General features: G+C 58.4%; 17 protein-coding genes. 7 read left to right on the forward strand and 10 right to left on the reverse strand.

The window, feature by feature from the left end:
• Positions 1–13 precede the first annotated feature (13 nt).
• Positions 14–1,534, forward strand: coding sequence for an Asp-tRNA(Asn)/Glu-tRNA(Gln) amidotransferase subunit GatB (gatB, locus tag RCJ00_RS18225; protein WP_316223731.1), 1,521 nt, complete (start codon positions 14–16; stop codon positions 1,532–1,534).
• A 54-nt stretch (positions 1,535–1,588) separates the two neighbouring features.
• Here the strand turns inward: gatB and RCJ00_RS18230 are convergent, their stop codons facing one another.
• Together RCJ00_RS18230 and RCJ00_RS18235 are read right to left on the reverse strand one after the other, a co-directional pair.
• Entirely contained in the window at positions 1,589–1,945 is a 357-nt protein-coding gene (locus RCJ00_RS18230; protein ID WP_316223732.1) for a hypothetical protein, read from the reverse strand.
• A gap of 112 nt (positions 1,946–2,057) precedes the next feature.
• Entirely contained in the window at positions 2,058–2,516 is a 459-nt protein-coding gene (locus RCJ00_RS18235) for a hypothetical protein (protein ID WP_316223733.1), read from the reverse strand.
• A gap of 199 nt (positions 2,517–2,715) precedes the next feature.
• On the opposite strand from RCJ00_RS18235, the gene RCJ00_RS18240 reads away from it, so the two are divergent.
• Positions 2,716–3,684: an ABC transporter ATP-binding protein gene (locus tag RCJ00_RS18240; protein ID WP_316223735.1), complete on the forward strand. Its 969-nt coding sequence runs from the start codon at positions 2,716–2,718 to the stop codon at positions 3,682–3,684.
• On the forward strand, positions 3,677–5,059 hold the full coding sequence (locus RCJ00_RS18245; RefSeq protein WP_316223736.1) for an ABC transporter permease: 1,383 nt from the start codon (positions 3,677–3,679) through the stop codon (positions 5,057–5,059). Before RCJ00_RS18240 ends, RCJ00_RS18245 begins: the two co-directional genes overlap by 8 nt.
• A 72-nt stretch (positions 5,060–5,131) precedes the next feature.
• Here RCJ00_RS18245 and RCJ00_RS18250 read toward each other — a convergent pair whose 3' ends face one another.
• The 4 genes from RCJ00_RS18250 to RCJ00_RS18265 form a co-directional block, all read right to left on the reverse strand.
• Positions 5,132–5,416, reverse strand: a complete 285-nt coding sequence (locus RCJ00_RS18250; protein WP_316223737.1) for a hypothetical protein — start codon at positions 5,414–5,416, stop codon at positions 5,132–5,134.
• A gap of 301 nt (positions 5,417–5,717) precedes the next feature.
• Positions 5,718–6,200 (reverse strand): hypothetical protein, encoded by a 483-nt coding sequence (locus tag RCJ00_RS18255; RefSeq protein WP_316223738.1) that lies wholly within the window; start codon positions 6,198–6,200, stop codon positions 5,718–5,720.
• Between the two features lie 21 nt (positions 6,201–6,221).
• Entirely contained in the window at positions 6,222–6,608 is a 387-nt protein-coding gene (locus tag RCJ00_RS18260) for a hypothetical protein (protein WP_316223739.1), read from the reverse strand.
• Positions 6,609–6,876: 268 nt separating this feature from the next.
• Positions 6,877–7,911, reverse strand: a complete 1,035-nt coding sequence (locus RCJ00_RS18265; RefSeq protein WP_316223740.1) for an RcnB family protein — start codon at positions 7,909–7,911, stop codon at positions 6,877–6,879.
• Positions 7,912–8,395: 484 nt separating this feature from the next.
• Here RCJ00_RS18265 and RCJ00_RS18270 point away from each other — a divergent pair, with 484 nt between their 5' ends.
• Positions 8,396–8,680: an SEL1-like repeat protein gene (locus tag RCJ00_RS18270; RefSeq protein WP_316223741.1), complete on the forward strand. Its 285-nt coding sequence runs from the start codon at positions 8,396–8,398 to the stop codon at positions 8,678–8,680.
• 118 nt (positions 8,681–8,798) lie between these two features.
• Here RCJ00_RS18270 and RCJ00_RS18275 read toward each other — a convergent pair whose 3' ends face one another.
• A complete protein-coding gene (locus RCJ00_RS18275) occupies positions 8,799–9,533 on the reverse strand; it encodes a polysaccharide biosynthesis/export family protein (protein ID WP_316223742.1) in 735 nt (244 codons plus the stop codon).
• A 171-nt stretch (positions 9,534–9,704) separates the two neighbouring features.
• Between RCJ00_RS18275 and RCJ00_RS18280 the strand changes: the two genes are divergently transcribed.
• The 3 genes from RCJ00_RS18280 (at position 9,705) to RCJ00_RS18290 (ending at position 13,384) form a co-directional block, all read left to right on the forward strand.
• Positions 9,705–11,270, forward strand: coding sequence for a GumC family protein (locus RCJ00_RS18280; protein WP_316223744.1), 1,566 nt, complete (start codon positions 9,705–9,707; stop codon positions 11,268–11,270).
• A 97-nt stretch (positions 11,271–11,367) separates the two neighbouring features.
• Complete coding sequence (locus RCJ00_RS18285) at positions 11,368–12,081, forward strand: P-loop NTPase family protein (RefSeq protein WP_316223746.1); 714 nt, start codon at positions 11,368–11,370, stop codon at positions 12,079–12,081.
• Between the two features lie 7 nt (positions 12,082–12,088).
• Positions 12,089–13,384 (forward strand): O-antigen ligase family protein, encoded by a 1,296-nt coding sequence (locus tag RCJ00_RS18290; RefSeq protein WP_316223748.1) that lies wholly within the window; start codon positions 12,089–12,091, stop codon positions 13,382–13,384.
• Here RCJ00_RS18290 and RCJ00_RS18295 read toward each other — a convergent pair.
• Genes RCJ00_RS18295 through RCJ00_RS18305 form a run of 3 tightly spaced genes read right to left on the reverse strand, consistent with a single transcriptional unit; the run spans position 13,368 to position 16,519 of the window.
• Positions 13,368–14,144 (reverse strand): polysaccharide deacetylase family protein, encoded by a 777-nt coding sequence (locus tag RCJ00_RS18295; protein ID WP_316223750.1) that lies wholly within the window; start codon positions 14,142–14,144, stop codon positions 13,368–13,370. The two genes, RCJ00_RS18290 and RCJ00_RS18295, sit on opposite strands and share 17 nt — an antisense overlap.
• On the reverse strand, positions 14,145–15,068 hold the full coding sequence (locus tag RCJ00_RS18300; protein ID WP_316223751.1) for a glycosyltransferase family 2 protein: 924 nt from the start codon (positions 15,066–15,068) through the stop codon (positions 14,145–14,147).
• Positions 15,065–16,519 (reverse strand): lipopolysaccharide biosynthesis protein, encoded by a 1,455-nt coding sequence (locus RCJ00_RS18305; protein ID WP_316223752.1) that lies wholly within the window; start codon positions 16,517–16,519, stop codon positions 15,065–15,067. The genes RCJ00_RS18300 and RCJ00_RS18305 overlap by 4 nt, the downstream gene beginning before the upstream one ends.
• Between the last annotated feature and the right edge of the window lie 36 nt (positions 16,520–16,555).

The following is a 16,555-nucleotide window of genomic DNA, read 5'->3' on the forward strand; positions in this document are numbered from 1 at the left end:
CTATATCCACCCTATGACAAACCCTGCTTCTCCTCTCGATTCCGGCCGACCGGCCGATCCGTCCAAATTCATTCAGGGCCGCACCGGTCCCTGGGAAATCGTCATGGGCCTGGAAGTCCACGCCCAGGTCGCCTCCAACACCAAGCTGTTTTCTGGCGCCAAGGTCGGTTTCGGCGCGGGGCCAAACGAACAGGTCAGCCTGGTTGACGCGGCCATGCCCGGCATGTTGCCCGTGCTCAACAAATACTGCGTCGAGCAGGCGGTGAAGACAGGGCTCGGCCTGAAGGCGCAGATCAACCGCTTTTCGCGCTTTGACCGTAAGAATTATTTCTATCCTGACCTGCCGCAAGGCTATCAGATTTCGCAACTCTTCCACCCGATCGTGGGGGAGGGCGAGGTTCTGGTCGAACGCGATGACGGCACCAGCTTCACCGTGCGCATCGAGCGCCTGCATCTGGAACAGGATGCGGGTAAGTCGATTCACGATCTCGACCCCAATGCGACCTATGTCGATCTCAACCGCGCCGGTACGGCGCTGATGGAAATTGTCTCCAAGCCGGACCTGCGGTCGTCCGACGAAGCGGTGGCCTATTTCAAAAAGCTGCGGACCATCCTGGTTTATCTGGGCACCTGCGACGGCGACATGGAAAAAGGCAATATGCGCGCCGACTGTAACGTCTCAGTCCGCCGTCCGGGCGAAGCGTTCGGTACGCGCTGCGAAATCAAGAATGTCAATTCGTTCCGCTTCATGCAGCAGGCGATCGAGTTCGAGGCGCGCCGTCAGATCGAAATTTTGGAGGACGGCGGCAAGATCGATCAGGAAACTCGCCAGTTCGATTCGGTGAAGGTTGAGACACGCTCCATGCGCTCCAAGGAAGAAGCACACGACTATCGCTACTTCCCCGACCCTGACCTCTTGCCGGTCGAACTGGAAGAGGCATGGATCGAAGATATCCGCCGGCATCTGGTTGAATTGCCCGATGACAAGAAGTCGCGCTTCATTTCGCAATACGGTCTGTCGGGTTATGACGCGCAGGTGCTGATTTCGGAGCAGTCGCGGGCTGATTATTACGAAGCCGCTGTCCTGAAACTTAAAGAGTTTGGGGGGCGCGACGCCAAGTTGGTCGCCAACTGGACGACGAACGAGCTTCTGGCGCGCCTGGCCAAGGACGGCAAGGACATCGCTGAATCGCCGCTGCCGCCCGAGCAGATTGCGGGCCTGGTCGAGCTCATCGAAACCAATGTGATTTCGTCGAAGATCGCCAAGACGGTTTTCGAACATATGTGGGAAGGTAAGGGATCGATCACCCCGGCGGAAATCGTCGAAAAGCATGGCCTCAAGCAGGTGACCGACACCGGTGCTATTGAGAAGGCCATCGATGAAATCATCGCCGCCAACCCGGACAAGGCCGCCGAAGTGGCCGCCAAGCCGCAGGCGCTGGGCTGGTTCGTCGGTCAGGTCATGAAAGCAACGCAGGGCAAGGCCAATCCGGCCGCGGTCAATGAATTGCTTAAGGCCAAGCTCGGCCTGTAGTCGTATTGAGTGCTTAAAAGAAAAGCCCTGTTCATACGAACAGGGCTTTTCTGTTTATTTTTTTGCCGGAACAATCGCCACATACGGCGTGTCAACCATGGCGGTGCCTGTCGATTGAGGATTGGTATCCGGTGCGCGGACTGCGTCGGTCGATGTACGCGCGGCGCCGGCCACGTAAACCTCGGTCGGTGCCGTTTCGGCCGGAACCTGGGCCTTCATCTCGGTGTCAGGTCTGGCGGCGGCTTCGTTTGCCATAGCCGGCGCGATGGCAGGTGCGGCCGGTGCGTTCAGGGTCTGCTGCTGGTTCAACCGTTTGGTCGTCTGATTGGCCGTTTCCTTGGCAAGCGCTGCAGATGTGAAGCCTGTAAACGCAACGACGATCGCAGCGGCAAATATGAGGGTCTTAGACATAGGGTGCTCCTTACAACTCGCCTCCGCGTTTTAGGCGGGGCGGCATAATCATCTTGAGCTCACGCGAGCTCAGCCGTAAAAGCCCCGGTCCGTATGACCGGGGCTTTTTACATTACTGTACCGGCAGGGTCGGCGTGACGGGTGTCGGTACCGGAGGCACTGACGGTGTGGGCACGGTGACCGATCCGGTCGTGTCGGTGGTAGCATCCATACCGGCCTTGGTATTGGTGTTGGCCGTGCCAGTGCTGTTTACGGTGCCGTCAGTGGCGACCGAATTATCCAGTGTTGTGCTGGCTGTTGAATCCGCGTTACCCGTGCTCGGCGCCATGCCGCCCGTTGTCGCGTTTACACCAGCGCTGGCGTTGACATTCGTATTGGCTTGACCGTTGACCGCACCGCTGACGCCTTGAGCTTGCTGCTTGTTCAGATCGGCGGTGATGGTATTGGCTTTTTTAGTAGAAATCTTGCCGCTGGCCTTGGCCGTCGTGTCGACCGTAGTCTGGGCCATGGCGGGTGTGAGGCACGTGGCGCCCATCATGAGGACGGTGGCAGAAATCAGAATGCGTTTCATGGGTTCGTTCCTTGATCTATTCTCTGAATTTAATTCAATGGCTGAATTCCCATCCAGTCGATGTCAGGATACCGACATGGCTGTAAATTAGACAGCCGGATGACGGCGTTCTTTCATCTGGGTTTTGCAAGTATGCTTTAATCTTTTGACCACCAGCGATCCGTATGAATATGCTGTGCCACTATAGCGGAGGGCTTGAATGGACGATGTGGCCTTGAGCCTGACGGGGGTGTCGAAGACGTACGGCGACTTCCGCGCGGTGAATAATCTCAGTTTTGCGGTGAAACGGGGCACGATCTGTGGCTTCCTGGGGCCCAACGGCGCCGGCAAGACGTCGACCGTGCGGATGATCCTGGGATTGTCGGAACCGACCTCAGGGGAAATTCGCGTCTTGGGGGGCGCTTCGGACAAGGTTTTGGACCGGATTGGGTTCATGCCGGAGGAGCGTGGGCTATACCGCAAGATGACGCCGATCGACGTGATCGTTTTCTTGGCTGGTCTCAAGGGTGTGTCGGCGGGTGTGGCGCGTCAGCGCGGCAAGGAGATGCTGGAAGCGCAGGGCCTGGGGCCTTTCATGAACAAGCAGATCCGGTCCCTGTCCAAAGGCATGTCACAGAAGGTGCAACTCATTTCATGCTTGGTGCATGAACCGGAGTTGGTCATCCTGGATGAACCGTTTTCGGGTCTTGATCCGGTTAACCAGCAAGGGCTTGAAGAGGTTATTCGCCAATTGGCCCGGCGCGGTGCGACTGTGCTGTTTTCTACCCATGTCATGCAGCACGCCGAGCGGCTGTGCGAAAAGGTTGTCCTGCTGGCCAAGGGGCAAAAGGTGTTTGAGGGCACGTTGAAGGAAGCGCGGTCAGCCGCGCCGCGCCACCTCGATCTCGAAGGGGATCTAGCTGAATCTGATTTGCGCGCCCTGCCGGGCATCATATCTGTCGCTGACTTGGGCGAAACCGAGGAGGGGGCGCACCTGTGGCGGTGCGGACTGGAAAAAGGCCGGGCGCCGAACGAGGCCCTGAAGGCCGCTTTTCTGAAAGGCTTGGATGTCCGTCGGTTCGAGGCGAGGGAACCCACCTTGCATGACGCCTTTATTGTCCTGACCGGCGGTGATGCCGGCCAGGCAGACACCATCCTGTCCGAGTCCGCGAGGCCTGAACATGCGTAATACGTTTCTCATCGCAAGACGCGAATATCTCGCTTTCGTCCGCACGGTTGGTTTCTGGCTGTCTCTGGTCACCTTGCCTCTACTGATCACCGGCATTATTTTGGTGCCGCTTCTGCTGCGTCAGACATCGCCGGTGCAGACCCTTTCCGTGGCGGTCCTCGATCTGACAGGGGAGGGCCTTGACGGTGATCTGCGTGCGATCATTCGGGCCAAGGCGACGCCGCCAAACCCTGAGCCTCAGTCGGATGGCATGCGCAAAATTGCCGCCAAAATTGCCCGTCCGGATATTGTGCGTCTGGTCGATCTGCCGCGGGGGTTGACATCTTCCTTGTCGCGCGCGGAAGCGGAGGCCAGGATTCCAGCCTTGCTTGACAAAACATCGGTTGGCGCATCGAACATTCTGGTGGCTTATAACGACGCTGGCACGCTGCATTTCGATATATGGTCGATCAAGTCGCAAAAGAACAATCTCGCGCGCATCATTGAACCGGAATTGCAGGATGTCCAATATTACAGGCTAGCTCGCGCCCACGATATCGATCCGAAACTGGCGCATGCTCTGCGCACAACTCAGGCTGAGGTCAACAGTCTGACGCGCCGTGAAATACCATCGAAAGCGGCGGGTGGCGGGTTCGGCGCCTTCATGGGCGACGAAGGGCCGGGGTTTGTTGGCTTTCTGATTGGCTTTGGGACGTGGATGACCATTTTTTCTTCGTCGATGATCTTGCTGGGCGGCGTGATCGAGGAGAAATCGAGCAAGGTTCTGGAAGTTTTGTTGGCGTCGACCTCGACCGAAAGCCTGCTGATTGGCAAGGTGTTGGGGGTAGCGGGCGTGTTGTTGACGGTGGCTTCGATCTGGAGCGTGATCAGTTTCGTACTAGGAACCTATGGTCTTTCGGCGGCACCGCCCGAAGTGGCCGCGAGTATAAAGGCCGCGTTCAACGGCCTGTTCTCGCCCCTGCATCTGGTTCTGCTGGCTGTTTATTTCGTCTGCGGCTATCTTATGTATGGCGTCAGCTTCGCCGCCATTGGCGCTTTTTGCGAAACTCAGAAGGATGCCCAGGCGATCATGGGGCCGGTCATGATGGTCTTGATGATCCCGATGCTGTGTATGCAGGCGGCCCTGTCGGCGCCCAATTCGCCCATCATCCAATACCTGTCCTACGTCCCTATCTTTACGCCGTTCCTGATGCCGTTGCGGCTGTTGAACCCTTTGCCGTGGTGGGAAATCGTCCTCACCTTCGGCGGAATGCTCTTGGTCGGCGGATTTATGATCATGGTGGGGCGCAAGGCCTTCCGCCAGGGGGCGCTCACCGGTGGTAAACTGACCTGGGGGACTTTATTCCGTATCGCGACGGAAAAGCCTTCGACCTGACCCAGTAGAATATGCAAATAAAAACCCCCGATGCCGAGCATCGGGGGTTTTTCAGTAATGGATACCCGGGGGTTAGTGAACCGGCGCGGCGGGCGGCGTCGTGCCGTCCGGAGTGGTCGGTGCGGGCACGGTCGTAGTGTCCGGAACAGTGGCTTCTGTGCTTACCGACGCGCTGGCCGAATCGGAACTAGCGGAGGCGTCAGCAGACACGCTGGCGCTCGAAGAACTGCTGGAAGACGACGCGGCTTCGTCAGTTGTCTTTGCAGGCGGGGTTTCTTGAGCCACCGACAGAAGCGGCGCCATGCCAAGAGCAGCGACAAAACCAGCGGCGGCAACGATGCGTACGGAAGATTTCATAGTAAAGTCTTTCTCTGTTTGGGGAGGATTACTGTTAAACTCTGAGAATTACATCCGTGTAATTCAAATGATGCGTGCCGAAGTTGATAACTGCGTAGTTTTGCTTTCGACGATTGTTAATTTTTCGTAGGAATGGGGCGCAAATTTGTCCTCCTAGAGGTCTATTTGTGTTAAGGTGGCCTGAATATACTTATATTTATGGGATTTTTATTTTAATTTAAGTTGTACTCTATGAGTAATTTATAAAAGCTCCGTGCCAGGTTTTTGACACGGAGCCTGTCTTGACGATTTCAAGAAAATTCTATGGCACAGGTTGTGTCGGCTTGAGCGAGTCGCCGGCAGGCGCGGGGGGCTCAGTCTTTACAACACTCGGATCTGGATCGGCTGGTAAGGTGCCGGCGGTAACACCACTTGTATCCTGAATATTAGGGCGGGGTATTGCCGGCTCTTTGGATTGGCTCTCGTACACGGGGCCTGTGCCCAACGCCTGCGCCTTTGCCAGTTGCTCACTGTTCAATGCATCGCTGCTGGCAGGATTGTGGGGATCATTGGCATGGTCGCCCGCGGCAATCGCTCGATCATGCTCACGTTTGAGTTGGGCGGCCTCGGCCGGGCTACCTTTTGGGGGCGGAGCGGCAAGCAACTGCGTCGGCCCTGTTGGAGTATCAACCACCGTCTCAGGGGGCTGGGGGAGGCTTTTGTCCGTATCCTGCGCCAGGGCGGGAAGTGCCAGAAGACTTCCGCAGAGTAGGGCGGCGGGCAGGGTTATCGATAACTTTCTCATGACAGTACTCCGAAAATTGTCTCAGTGGTTGTCGTCATTGGTTTTGGCCGAAACACCCGCAGATAAGGCGGTTGTGCCTGGCCCTTTGGCCTCCAGGTCGATCATCGCGCGCAGATTGTCCGCCCGCGCATCAGACGCTGTGCCTGAAGGTCTAGGGGAATTTGCGCTAAACCCATCTTCGGTTTGACGGCGTGCCTGGCGCAGATGGCCTCTGCCGGCATCCGCCGGGTTGCCCCTGGCTTCGCTTGCGCCCGAGAGATCGGCATTGATGGACGCTGCTGTTCCACTTTGTAGTTCCGCGCCTCTACCGGCCATATGGCCATTGCCGAAAAGCTGGGCATGCGAGACGGCTGGAAGTGCCATGCCGGCGCTGACTGCTAAGGCGGCGAATAGGCGTGTCGAAATCATGTTACCCTCCGTGATCATATGCGACCGGGTGAAGGTGTTTTGGGATCCACGCGGTGCAGAAACTAGATGAGGGATTTTCTGCTTACCGGCCGGCGCAAATTGGGCGGAAAAATAATGATTGGATTGGGAACTGCGTGCCGAAAAATTGAGCTTCGGCCAAGCTTTATGAGGCCCTTATGGAGGGCATGGACGGATTTATGCTAAGCCTATAAATGGCAAAAGCCCCGGCGCGAACACCGGGGCTTTATTCATGTCATGACGCCGGGATTTAATAGACGTCGTAGAAGACGTCGACAATCTCGCCGGTGCTCATATCGACCAGGACAATGTCCTGACCGACGAAGAAATAACCGCAATCATAGGGGGGCCTTGGCAGGCCGTAGGACATGTAATCATAGATGCGGTACCGGAAGAAGTAGTCGGGCAGGTACTCACCCATGCCCCAGCGGTGGCCGTACCACTGGCTCGGAACGCGATAATAGCCATAGGTGGGGGCGAAGTAGAATCCCATACGCAATCCCGTGTAACCACGGAAGCGGTGATCGCTGCGATAGTCAAAATGATAGTTGCCATGGCCGCGGTCCCAGTTGCGGCCATTGTTTCCGCGGTCGCGATCCCGGTCATGGTCACGATCCCGGTCACGATTGCCGTTCCAGCCGCCATTGCCATTGCCGCCGTGCCAGTTGCCATTGTTATTGCGGTCGTTGTGATCGCGCCCGCCACGGTCTCCACCACCATTGTTCTGATCGCGGCCGCCATTGCCCCCTTGTTGGCCTGGCCGATTTCCGCCAGTCCAGCGTCCGGTGTTGTCGCGTCCGCCATTGGCTTGGCCGTCGTTTCCACGATTCCAGTCGCGCCCGCCGCGGGGCTGACCGTCATTGCCGCGGTTCCAATCGCGTCCGCCGCCGGGTTGGCCATTATTACCACGGTTCCAGTCACGGCCGCCGCCGGGCTGGCCATCACTACCACGGTTCAAGTCGCGCCCGCCGTTTTGGCCACCGCGCGGTTGGCCGTCGTTTCCGCCACGGCCGCCGCGATCGCCACCGGAGACGCGCGGCTGTATAACGGGCGTAGGCTGTGCTGGGGCTGGGCGTGGCTGAGCATTGCCGCGATCTCCGCCACCGCGGTCTCCGCCCCCGCGATTTCCGCCTTCGCCACCGCCACGGTTTCCGCCGGTATGGTTGCCGCGATTTCCGATGTCGTCGTTCGTCGGGGGAATGGCGTAGGAAGGTGTTGCGGCTATTCCCATCAAAAGTCCAAGTGCCAGGCCGGAAGCGGCCACCTTTGCAAACTTGCTGTTCATTCTCGTCCTCACTGACTAGGCAGATCATCCCCACTATTCAGGATATGCGGATCTGAGACGCGCGGCGATAAAAATTATCGCGTTGATATGTTTATGACAGATGCTCTCTGAACTGAAGCTGAACAAACTATGACGACCGTGGGGCGACGTGAGTCAAGACTCCAGTCTTAAGATTTGACTTATGCAGGCGTGTTTGCTTTTGGGGAGGGGTGTTTATTTGAAATTGATTTCGTGTAATTAATTGTATGTGCGCTTTGCGTATTAAGTATAGATTTAGTTTTTACGATTTGTAAGTAAATTATACTGGTAAATTTTATAATAATTAACTCAATTGTACAAAATAGTTAACGAAAAAATTAATATTAATGTGTGATTTACGAAAAATATTCAGCGTAAATATCGTTGTTAACTTTAATTTTATTAGACGGTGAAAAAATCGACTTATCAACAGCCATGGAGACGCGCAAAAAGCGCGGCATCAAAGATGATCAACCAAGTCGAAAGCCAGCTCATTCCCCTGCCTACCGCCGACATGGGCGGTGACGAGCTGTTCAAGCTGGGCTTGATGTATTCCACCGGTCAGGGCGGTGCCCCGATCGATCTCATATCGGCGCACATGATGTTCAATCTGGCCGCTATGCGTGGTTCGGTCGAGGCCCAAGTCTATCGTCGCGAACTGTCGCGTGAAATGGATCGCGAAGATATCGCCGAAGCCCAGAAAGCCGCCCGTCAATGGCTCGATCAAGGCCGGATCGGCTGCGCCGCCTAAGTTTCTAGGCAAATGTTGGGGGCGAGTGTAGCTTTCGCTGCGCGCCATGCAGGCAAGGCTATAGCGTTCGTAGCGCGTCGCGCCTGTCAACAGTCAGAAATGCACTGTGGCGATGCGATCAATTTCCGAATGATTTGTAAGTAAAATAGTTAAGTATGCCGCCGGGGATCAGATTATTGACCCACTGCTCCATGAAGACGCCGGCTTCGGCGACATTGGTGCGCGGCACGAAAACGATGTCGAAGCGGCGCAGAGCCGTCATAAGGCTGTTGTGGCCCTTCATCGGCGTTTTAAGATCGACGATCCGTAACATGGCCTGACCATCTCGGCCGCGCCGGATGATCATGACATTTTGGCTCTTTGCGCCATGGGTGAGGCCGCCGGCGGCCATGGTAGCCTGAAGTACGTCCATGTCGGCCAGCATATCGACCCAACCGGGGTTGCGTACCTCTCCGCCAACCAGTACCCGCATCGGCGCCGTGTCGCCCGGATACACCGTGACCTGCGGATCGCGCAAAACGCCGCGATAGGCGGCTTGAATCTCCTGTTGCAACTGCGGCACGCTTTTGTAGGCGGCCATGACTTGCCCCACCAGACCCAGCGTAATGCGTCCGTCAGGACCGACCTGCGTCTGGCGACTCAGTTCCGGTGCGCCGGGAACGCTTATTTCCAGTTTATCGCCCGGGTACAGGAGGTAATAGGGTTCGTCGTCCGTCCATTGTGCGAAGCCGATCAGCGGCGCTTCGGGCATTTTATCCCTTGCAGCGGCACGCGTCGTGCGCGTAGCGGCCACCAGGCCTAACCCCAGACCGGCAGTCAGGCTGGCGGTTAGCAGGGAGCGGCGAGTCAGCATGGCCGGGATAATCCGTAATGAGGGAGTGTCAGAAGATTAATAAGGTGTGAAATGGTAAACATTCGTTAACGGCGCAGGGTTAGTTTGAGCGCAACTGTGGTTCGATGCCTGGACAACGGCGCGAAGGCGGGGACGACATCTTGAAAACTCTGGCACGGAACGAGAGACTCAATGCACATTGATGACGTGTGGGATGACGAGGACGACAAGGTGGTGCGGTTGCGCCGTCCGGACGTTGCCCGCAAAGGTCAGCAAAGGGCAGGTATGGCCGTAAATACGGGCAAGATGGGGACGGGCGGCATTATGCAGGTCGGATTGGGCGACATGATTGCCCTGCTGTTCCGCGAACTGTGGCTGATGCTCATCGTTTTTGGCGTCATATTCGGCATTGGCCTGGCCGCGGCTTTGTCCATGCCATCAAGCTACACTGCCGGCGCCAGTCTGTTGATGCAACTGGGCAAGAACTATGTTTATGAGCCAATAGCTGGCGACGCGGCGCGCGGCGCTACGGCTACCATCGATCAGGTTGTCCAATCGGAAGTCGAAATCCTCAACTCCACCGAACTGAAGCGCCGGGTGATCGCCAGGCTTGGCTACAAGGTCATTTTGCCATCCAGCCCAAGCCTTTGGCATCCGGCGACGGACGGTCAACGCGCCGATGCCGATCAGGCGTCGCTTAAGGTGATCCAGGGCGGGTTTCAGACCGCGACCTCGCCAGCCAATAATGTCGTGCGCCTGACCTTCAAGCATGAGAATGCCCAGTCGGCGTCACTGATCCTCAACACCTTGATTGATGAATACCAGGTCTACCGCCAGCAGGTATATACCGATGCGACAGGCCCGTTGCTGAATAAGCAGAAGGAGGCATTCGACCGCCGCCTTGCCGAGGCAGACGCCGGTTATCAAGCCTTTCTGGCGCGCAACGGCGTTGGTGACTATGAAACGGCAAAGACGACCTACGCAAAGATATACGATCAGGTCACCACGGATATGTATGCCGCTCAGACGCAACTGGCGACAGATCGCGCCAAGCTGGCTGAGGTAAACAGCAATCTGCGCAGCATGAGTCCGGAAATGAGCATCGAGCGCGATCTGGACCTGTCGGTTCCCAACAAGATCTTCGCCCTTCAGCAGCAGCGTCAGGACCTTCTGTCGCGTTATCTGCCGGGTGCGCAGCCGGTCAAGGACATCGAGGCCCAGATCGCATCACTCCAGGCGTTGATGAATTCCGGACGCGGTGTCAGCGAATCTACGCATAAGATGGGCGTCAACACCGTCTATCAGGGGTTGCTGACCCAGAAAATGGATCTGGAGGCGGATATCGCTTCGGTAACGGGCCGCCTGAATCTGCTTCAGCAACAGGCTGGGCAAGTCATGGGTAAACTACAAGCCCTGACAGGGTTGGAGGCGCAGTACAATACGCTCTCGACTGAACGCAACGCCCTGCAGGACAACATCAAGATTTTCACTCAGCGCATTCAGGAAAATGAAGCCGCCCAGCAGATGACCAAGGGTGCGGATGATACGGTCCGCGTGGTGGAAAAGGCGTCGATGCCGGACAAACCTAAAAGCCTGAAGCGTATTATCCTCATTCTCTCCTTCCTGTTCGCCGGCTTCACCGCCCTATGTGCGGGGCTATTGCGCGTCTACACGCGCAAAGGCTTCGTCAACGCCGAGATGGCGGCCCGGACCCTGGATTTGCCAATCCTGGCCCAGGCAACACGAAAGGCCGCCTGACGCGCAGCAACAATCGTGTTGCGGGCAGACGATGGCTTTGCGACACTTCACCTACCGATTCGGTGCAAGGGTCACCGTGAGGCTTATAGTGGCTTATATGGTTGATCTGACACGCGAAATGGCCGATGTGATGTCGGCGCTCGGCCGCCCGCAATCCGCGCGGGGGCGTGCGTTGATGTTTGTGTCGGCCTATGGCGGCGAAGGCGTGTCGACAGTGGCGCGCGAATATGCCCGCTGCGAGGCGGCTTTTACCAAGAAGCCTGTGTGGTTGGTCGATGCCGACCTTGCGGCACAAGGTCAGATGCAAGCCTTGACCGAAGACCCTGAACGGTTTGGTCAGCCGGGACCGCTTAGCCAGGCATCGCCTGACGGGTCCGCCTTTTTCGCCTTATCGCCGCCAGGGCGCGATGATCGTGGCGCACCGATTCATGACTCACAATATCTGGTGGCGCGCGCATTTCTCGGTAAACGCCTTTGGGTCACGCGTTTTCGTCAAAACAATATGGCCCCGGGGCAACGCGTAAAGCTGTTCGAGCAGACGACCTACTGGAAGGCGTTGCGCCAGCATGCCCAGACGATTGTCGTGGATGCCCCCGCACTCGACCGTTCGACTGCGGCGTTGCAACTGGCGCCCCAGATGGATGGCGTGATCCTTGTGGTCAGCGAAGGCGAGGGCGACGTACAGGCCCGCGTTACCCTCAAAGCCGACATCGAGCAGGCCGGCGGCACGCTGCTTGGCATGGTGTATAATCGCGCCCGCCGCGTAACGGGGGGGACGCGGCGGCCGCTGGGGCGGTTCGCGGCCTTGTGAGGGTGCGGTGAGCACCGGCGGCCTGACGGCCGAATTGCGCAACTTCTGGCCAAGCCTGATTGATGACTGGCGTGATGACTGGCTGTCGCTCATCATGGGCGTGGCGCTGTTATTCGCCTTTTCCCAGGCCTGGCTGTGCCCCTTGTTCGGCTACGGTGATCCATCGCCTGCCGTGGGGGGGCTGATTAGAAATTTCTATTATCCCTTTTATCTTATGGCCTTGACGGTGGCGGTCGTCTGTTGGCGCGGCCTTTTGAGCGCCGTTTGGCGTACGCCGCTGCTGTTATGCCTCTGTGGGCTATGTGCCGCTTCATACCTGTGGTCCATCGATCCCAGCGGCACGTTGCGGCGCTTTATCGCCCTGTTCATGACCATGCTCGGCGGCTACGCTTTGGCGGTACGTTTCCAATGGGCGCGATTGCTTGAGGTGATTGGCGCGGCCTTTGTCATCATGATGATTGGGTCCTATGTCTTCGCCCTGCTTCTACCGCGCCTCGGCATCATGCAGGATTTGTTTCCCGGCGCCTGGCGTGGCCTGTGGGCGGAAAAGAATAATCTTGGCTCGTTTATGTCCATCGGTGCCGTCGCGGCAGCGGCAGCGGCCCTGCACAATCCGCAAAGGCGGACGTTCTGGTGGGCGACGACGGCGGGCATGATTCTCCTGACCTTGCTGTCCACCTCCAAGACATCGTTGGTTTGCCTGGTACTCGGCATGGGCGGGATTGGCTTTATCTATCTCGCGCGGAAAGGGCCTATCCTTGGCATATTGCTGAGCTGGCTGGCCCTGACGGTGCTTTTGGGCTTGGGCGCGCTGATCCTATACGCGCCGGATAAGCTGTATCTATTGCTTGGCAAGGATGCCACCCTGACCGGTCGCACGTTTATCTGGGACGGCATTACCCGCGTAATGGGCGACAGACCGCTATTGGGTTATGGCTATGGTGTGGTTTGGAGCGACGAAAGCGATTACGCGCCGCTGGCAAAAATTACGCACGTAGCCGGTTTTCGCGCGTTTCATGCCCATTCATGCTGGTACGAGGTATGGCTGGCTCTTGGCCTCGTCGGGCTGGTCAACTGGGCGCTGGTTTTCGCCGATGTTTGGCTGAAAGGCTTTTATCGCATGCTTCGCGGGACAGGCGGCTATTTTGCCTTACCATTACTCGGGATCTACGGGCTGTCCAGCCTGACCGAGAGCATGGCGCTTAGCTGGAATGATTTGCGCTGGTGCTTGTTCGTCATTGTCGCGGTTAAGGTGTCGTTGCCGCGTGACGAAGACAACAAGGCTTTTACGCTGCGCGCTTAACCACTGCCGGTGTCGCGCGGCGAGCCCCTTCGGCAAAGGTGACAATCTCAAAACCCATCTGAACCGCTTCGGTAACCAGCCGGTCGAGAACAGCGGGTGTGCAGCCCCAGCTGGATGGCGTTTCGCGGACATCGTGGGTGTACAGGACCAGCCAGGCAGTTTGGTCTACTGCCCGCCTTAGCCATGTTTGCGCCACATCTTCGCCATCCGCGCCTTCGATGCCGACGGCGGGTGCCTGATTGAGGTCGGTACCGGTAATGATCAGGCCGTGGTGCAGCGCGCGCGCGGCGGTGAAACGCTCCCTTAAAATGGCCTTGGCCTGCGGGGACACGTCGCCGTAAGGGTAGGCGAAGGTTGCAGCTTCCGGGAACGCTTCGCGTTGGAAGGCGGCCGCATTCAGATCCAGGTTGCCGGCGATCTGTTCCCCGGTGCCCTTGCCACAATCGATATGGTCATGGGTGTGGCAGGCGATTTCGTGACCGGCGGCGGCGAGTGCGCGAATCTCATCCGCGATCGCAAAGGTGCCGAGATGGCTGTGCTGACCCATCAGTCCAGCGGAAATGAACCATGTGCCGCGTGCGCCGTGACGTTCCAATATGGCCGCGCCGGCGTCGGCCGCAGACGATGGGGCGTCGTCGAACGACACGGTCAGCAAAGGGCGCGTCAGATTGAGTTGCGCCGGCCGCGCATGGACGACCCGCGCCAGGCGTCGGCGCAGTTTGCCGTAGAGGGAGCGATCGGCGGTGTAGGGCGTATCCATTCAGACCACCTGGGCGTAGAGGGCAGCGCGGTATAAGCGCAGGGAAAAGGCGCGCAGTTTCAAAGGCGCCAGCGACGACAGGCCGACGGCCTTGATCAACGGACGCAACACATTAAGTCCGGGAATTTTCTTCAATAGTTTCGCGATTTTGTAGCTTGGATATTGAGATATCACGTGCGGATGGCGGGCGATGACACGGGCGAAGTTCGCTACGGATTGTTCGTATTTGCGCGCCAGGGTTTCCGGCGTATCCAGCCCCATGTGCGTCGCGGTATTGTCGATATGACCGACACCGTATCGGGCGGCCACACGCATGCCCCACTCGGTATCTTCCCACCCCCAGCCGGTGAAGGTGCCGTCGAACGCTTCGGCAGCGAACACGTCGCGACGGACCAGAAGGTTTGATGTGAAGACGTACTTTTCCGGCTGTTCGGCGCGCTCGGCGGCCGACAGGCAGTCGCTGTGGCCAGCCATTAGCTTATGGATGGCGAAGGCGGGCGTGTCTGGGGCCTGACGAAGGGAAAAGCCCCCGAAGACGACGGTAGTGTGGCCGTCGGCCTGCGCCAGCCAGCGGTCGAGGAAGGCCGTGTCGTCCGGCAGCATGTCGGAATCGAGAAACAGGTAATAGTCGCCCCGCGCCGCCGTGGTCAGGCGGTTACGCCCGCACGCGCGGCCTTCATTGACCTTTAGCGTGATCAGTTCGCAAGCCAGCGGGCTTTGGGCGATAAAGGCGCTGACGGAATTGGTCAGGTCCGGCATGGCTGAGCCATCGTCGATCAGAATGATTTCCAGGGCGGACGGATCGCGGCTCTGTAAGGCGCGCAGCAGGTCGAGCGGTGATTCCCGATAAAACGGGATCAGTACCGACAGGCGGGGCGTTACGGCGGAGAAGGCGGCGTTTCTGAACGGAGACGGCAGGCTCATGCGGCCACCCGTTGGCGTAGGCGCGTGAAAACCTTTTGCGCGGGTTCGCGGATATCGTTGAGGTCAAGCCACCAGGCGAGGATGCCATAGACCAATATGCCGGTTGTTCCCTTCAGGATCAGTTCAACGACGGCTATGTCGAAATGCGGGATCAGGGCGACAACCGCCATCATCACGGCGACGCAGCCGGCCGTCTTGGCCAGGTCAGCGGCAGGAACAGGCAGGGGAAGGGTGTCGAGGCCGAGCAGCCAGGCGCCGATCATGCCAAGGCCAAAGCTGAGGCAAGACGCCAGCGCCGCCCCGATCAGGCCGAACATGGGGATGAGCAGAATGTTCAAGGCGATATTGCTTACGGCAGGAATGGCCATGGCGACCACCAGCAGGCGGGTCCGCTTCGACAGGGTGAAGGCTTGGAGGAAATAATAGGTATTCAGGCCGGAAAACAGGGCCCCCAGGCTGATCAGCGGCGTAACGAGCAAGGCTTGCTGGCGCAGGCCTTCGCCAATCAGGAGGGTGCCCAGCGCCGGGGCCACCATGATCAGGCCGCCGACAGCTGGAAACAGGACAAACGCCATGGTGCGGATCTGAAGGCGGGCATTGGCGCGCAGGCCCGCTTCGCCTTCATGTTCCAGGGCGTTCACCATGGCCGGTCCACCTGCGGCGCCGAACCAGATGAACAGGACGTCGAGTATGCGCGAGGCCAGGGAAAAGCCGGCATGGTAGGCGCCGGCCTCGGCATCATTTAGGAAATAGGCAATCAGAAAGCGGTCGACCGTATAGAGCGCAAGGGTCAGGATCAGGCTGGCCGAAACCGGAAAGCCGTAATGGGCGTACAGTTTGGCTTTTTCGACGCTGAACGTACCTTTGAGGGCGCGGCCCCAGTCTTCGCGGACGATGAAGGGCAGGCACATAAGGGCGATCAGTCCGCCGCCGACAATGGGGGACGCGCCCCCCAGGCCCATCACGGCGCACAGCACCCCAAGTCCAAAGCCGCCCGCCGTCTGAACCATGTCGAGGATCGAGGCGGCACCGACGCGCCCTTCGGATCGGCGTTGTTCCTGGACCAGTTTGACCAGCGAGCGAAAGACGACGCAGCCGAGGCTCAGGCCCATGGCCATTTTCAACGCGCCTTCCATCGGCCACAGCCAGAGGCCTAGCGCGCAGACAATGGCGAAGACCGCCATCGCCGCGGCAAACAGGCGATAGACCGTGCCATAGAGTTGGGGGGCCGTGATATCAGTACGGGCTTCCGACGGATAGAAGCGCGCCATGGCGGCTTCGATCCAGGTAAAGAACACGGTCTGGGCCAGGCTGGAAATCCCGAACGCCATGGCGTACTGGCCATACTCGTCGGGCGTCAGCACGCGCGTGAACACCATGAGGGTCGCAAAGCCGATCAGGCCTTGCAGGATATTGGCGGGCAGGTAGCCGAGCAGGCCGCGAACGAACATGTTTACGATTCCCGCTTTCTCGGTGTGGTTTCAGGC

It is taken from the genome of Asticcacaulis aquihabitans (assembly GCF_032490435.1).
GTDB lineage: Bacteria > Pseudomonadota > Alphaproteobacteria > Caulobacterales > Caulobacteraceae > Asticcacaulis.

Coding starts and splice junctions, on each gene's coding strand:
- gatB (WP_316223731.1), top strand. CDS start 14: ATGACAAACCCTGCTTCTCCTCTCGATTCCGGCCGACCGGCCGATCCG.
- RCJ00_RS18230 (WP_316223732.1), bottom strand. CDS start 1,945: ATGTCTAAGACCCTCATATTTGCCGCTGCGATCGTCGTTGCGTTTACA.
- RCJ00_RS18235 (WP_316223733.1), bottom strand. CDS start 2,516: ATGAAACGCATTCTGATTTCTGCCACCGTCCTCATGATGGGCGCCACG.
- RCJ00_RS18240 (WP_316223735.1), top strand. CDS start 2,716: ATGGACGATGTGGCCTTGAGCCTGACGGGGGTGTCGAAGACGTACGGC.
- RCJ00_RS18245 (WP_316223736.1), top strand. CDS start 3,677: ATGCGTAATACGTTTCTCATCGCAAGACGCGAATATCTCGCTTTCGTC.
- RCJ00_RS18250 (WP_316223737.1), bottom strand. CDS start 5,416: ATGAAATCTTCCGTACGCATCGTTGCCGCCGCTGGTTTTGTCGCTGCT.
- RCJ00_RS18255 (WP_316223738.1), bottom strand. CDS start 6,200: ATGAGAAAGTTATCGATAACCCTGCCCGCCGCCCTACTCTGCGGAAGT.
- RCJ00_RS18260 (WP_316223739.1), bottom strand. CDS start 6,608: ATGATTTCGACACGCCTATTCGCCGCCTTAGCAGTCAGCGCCGGCATG.
- RCJ00_RS18265 (WP_316223740.1), bottom strand. CDS start 7,911: ATGAACAGCAAGTTTGCAAAGGTGGCCGCTTCCGGCCTGGCACTTGGA.
- RCJ00_RS18270 (WP_316223741.1), top strand. CDS start 8,396: ATGATCAACCAAGTCGAAAGCCAGCTCATTCCCCTGCCTACCGCCGAC.
- RCJ00_RS18275 (WP_316223742.1), bottom strand. CDS start 9,533: ATGCTGACTCGCCGCTCCCTGCTAACCGCCAGCCTGACTGCCGGTCTG.
- RCJ00_RS18280 (WP_316223744.1), top strand. CDS start 9,705: ATGCACATTGATGACGTGTGGGATGACGAGGACGACAAGGTGGTGCGG.
- RCJ00_RS18285 (WP_316223746.1), top strand. CDS start 11,368: ATGGTTGATCTGACACGCGAAATGGCCGATGTGATGTCGGCGCTCGGC.
- RCJ00_RS18295 (WP_316223750.1), bottom strand. CDS start 14,144: ATGGATACGCCCTACACCGCCGATCGCTCCCTCTACGGCAAACTGCGC.
- RCJ00_RS18300 (WP_316223751.1), bottom strand. CDS start 15,068: ATGAGCCTGCCGTCTCCGTTCAGAAACGCCGCCTTCTCCGCCGTAACG.
- RCJ00_RS18305 (WP_316223752.1), bottom strand. CDS start 16,519: ATGTTCGTTCGCGGCCTGCTCGGCTACCTGCCCGCCAATATCCTGCAA.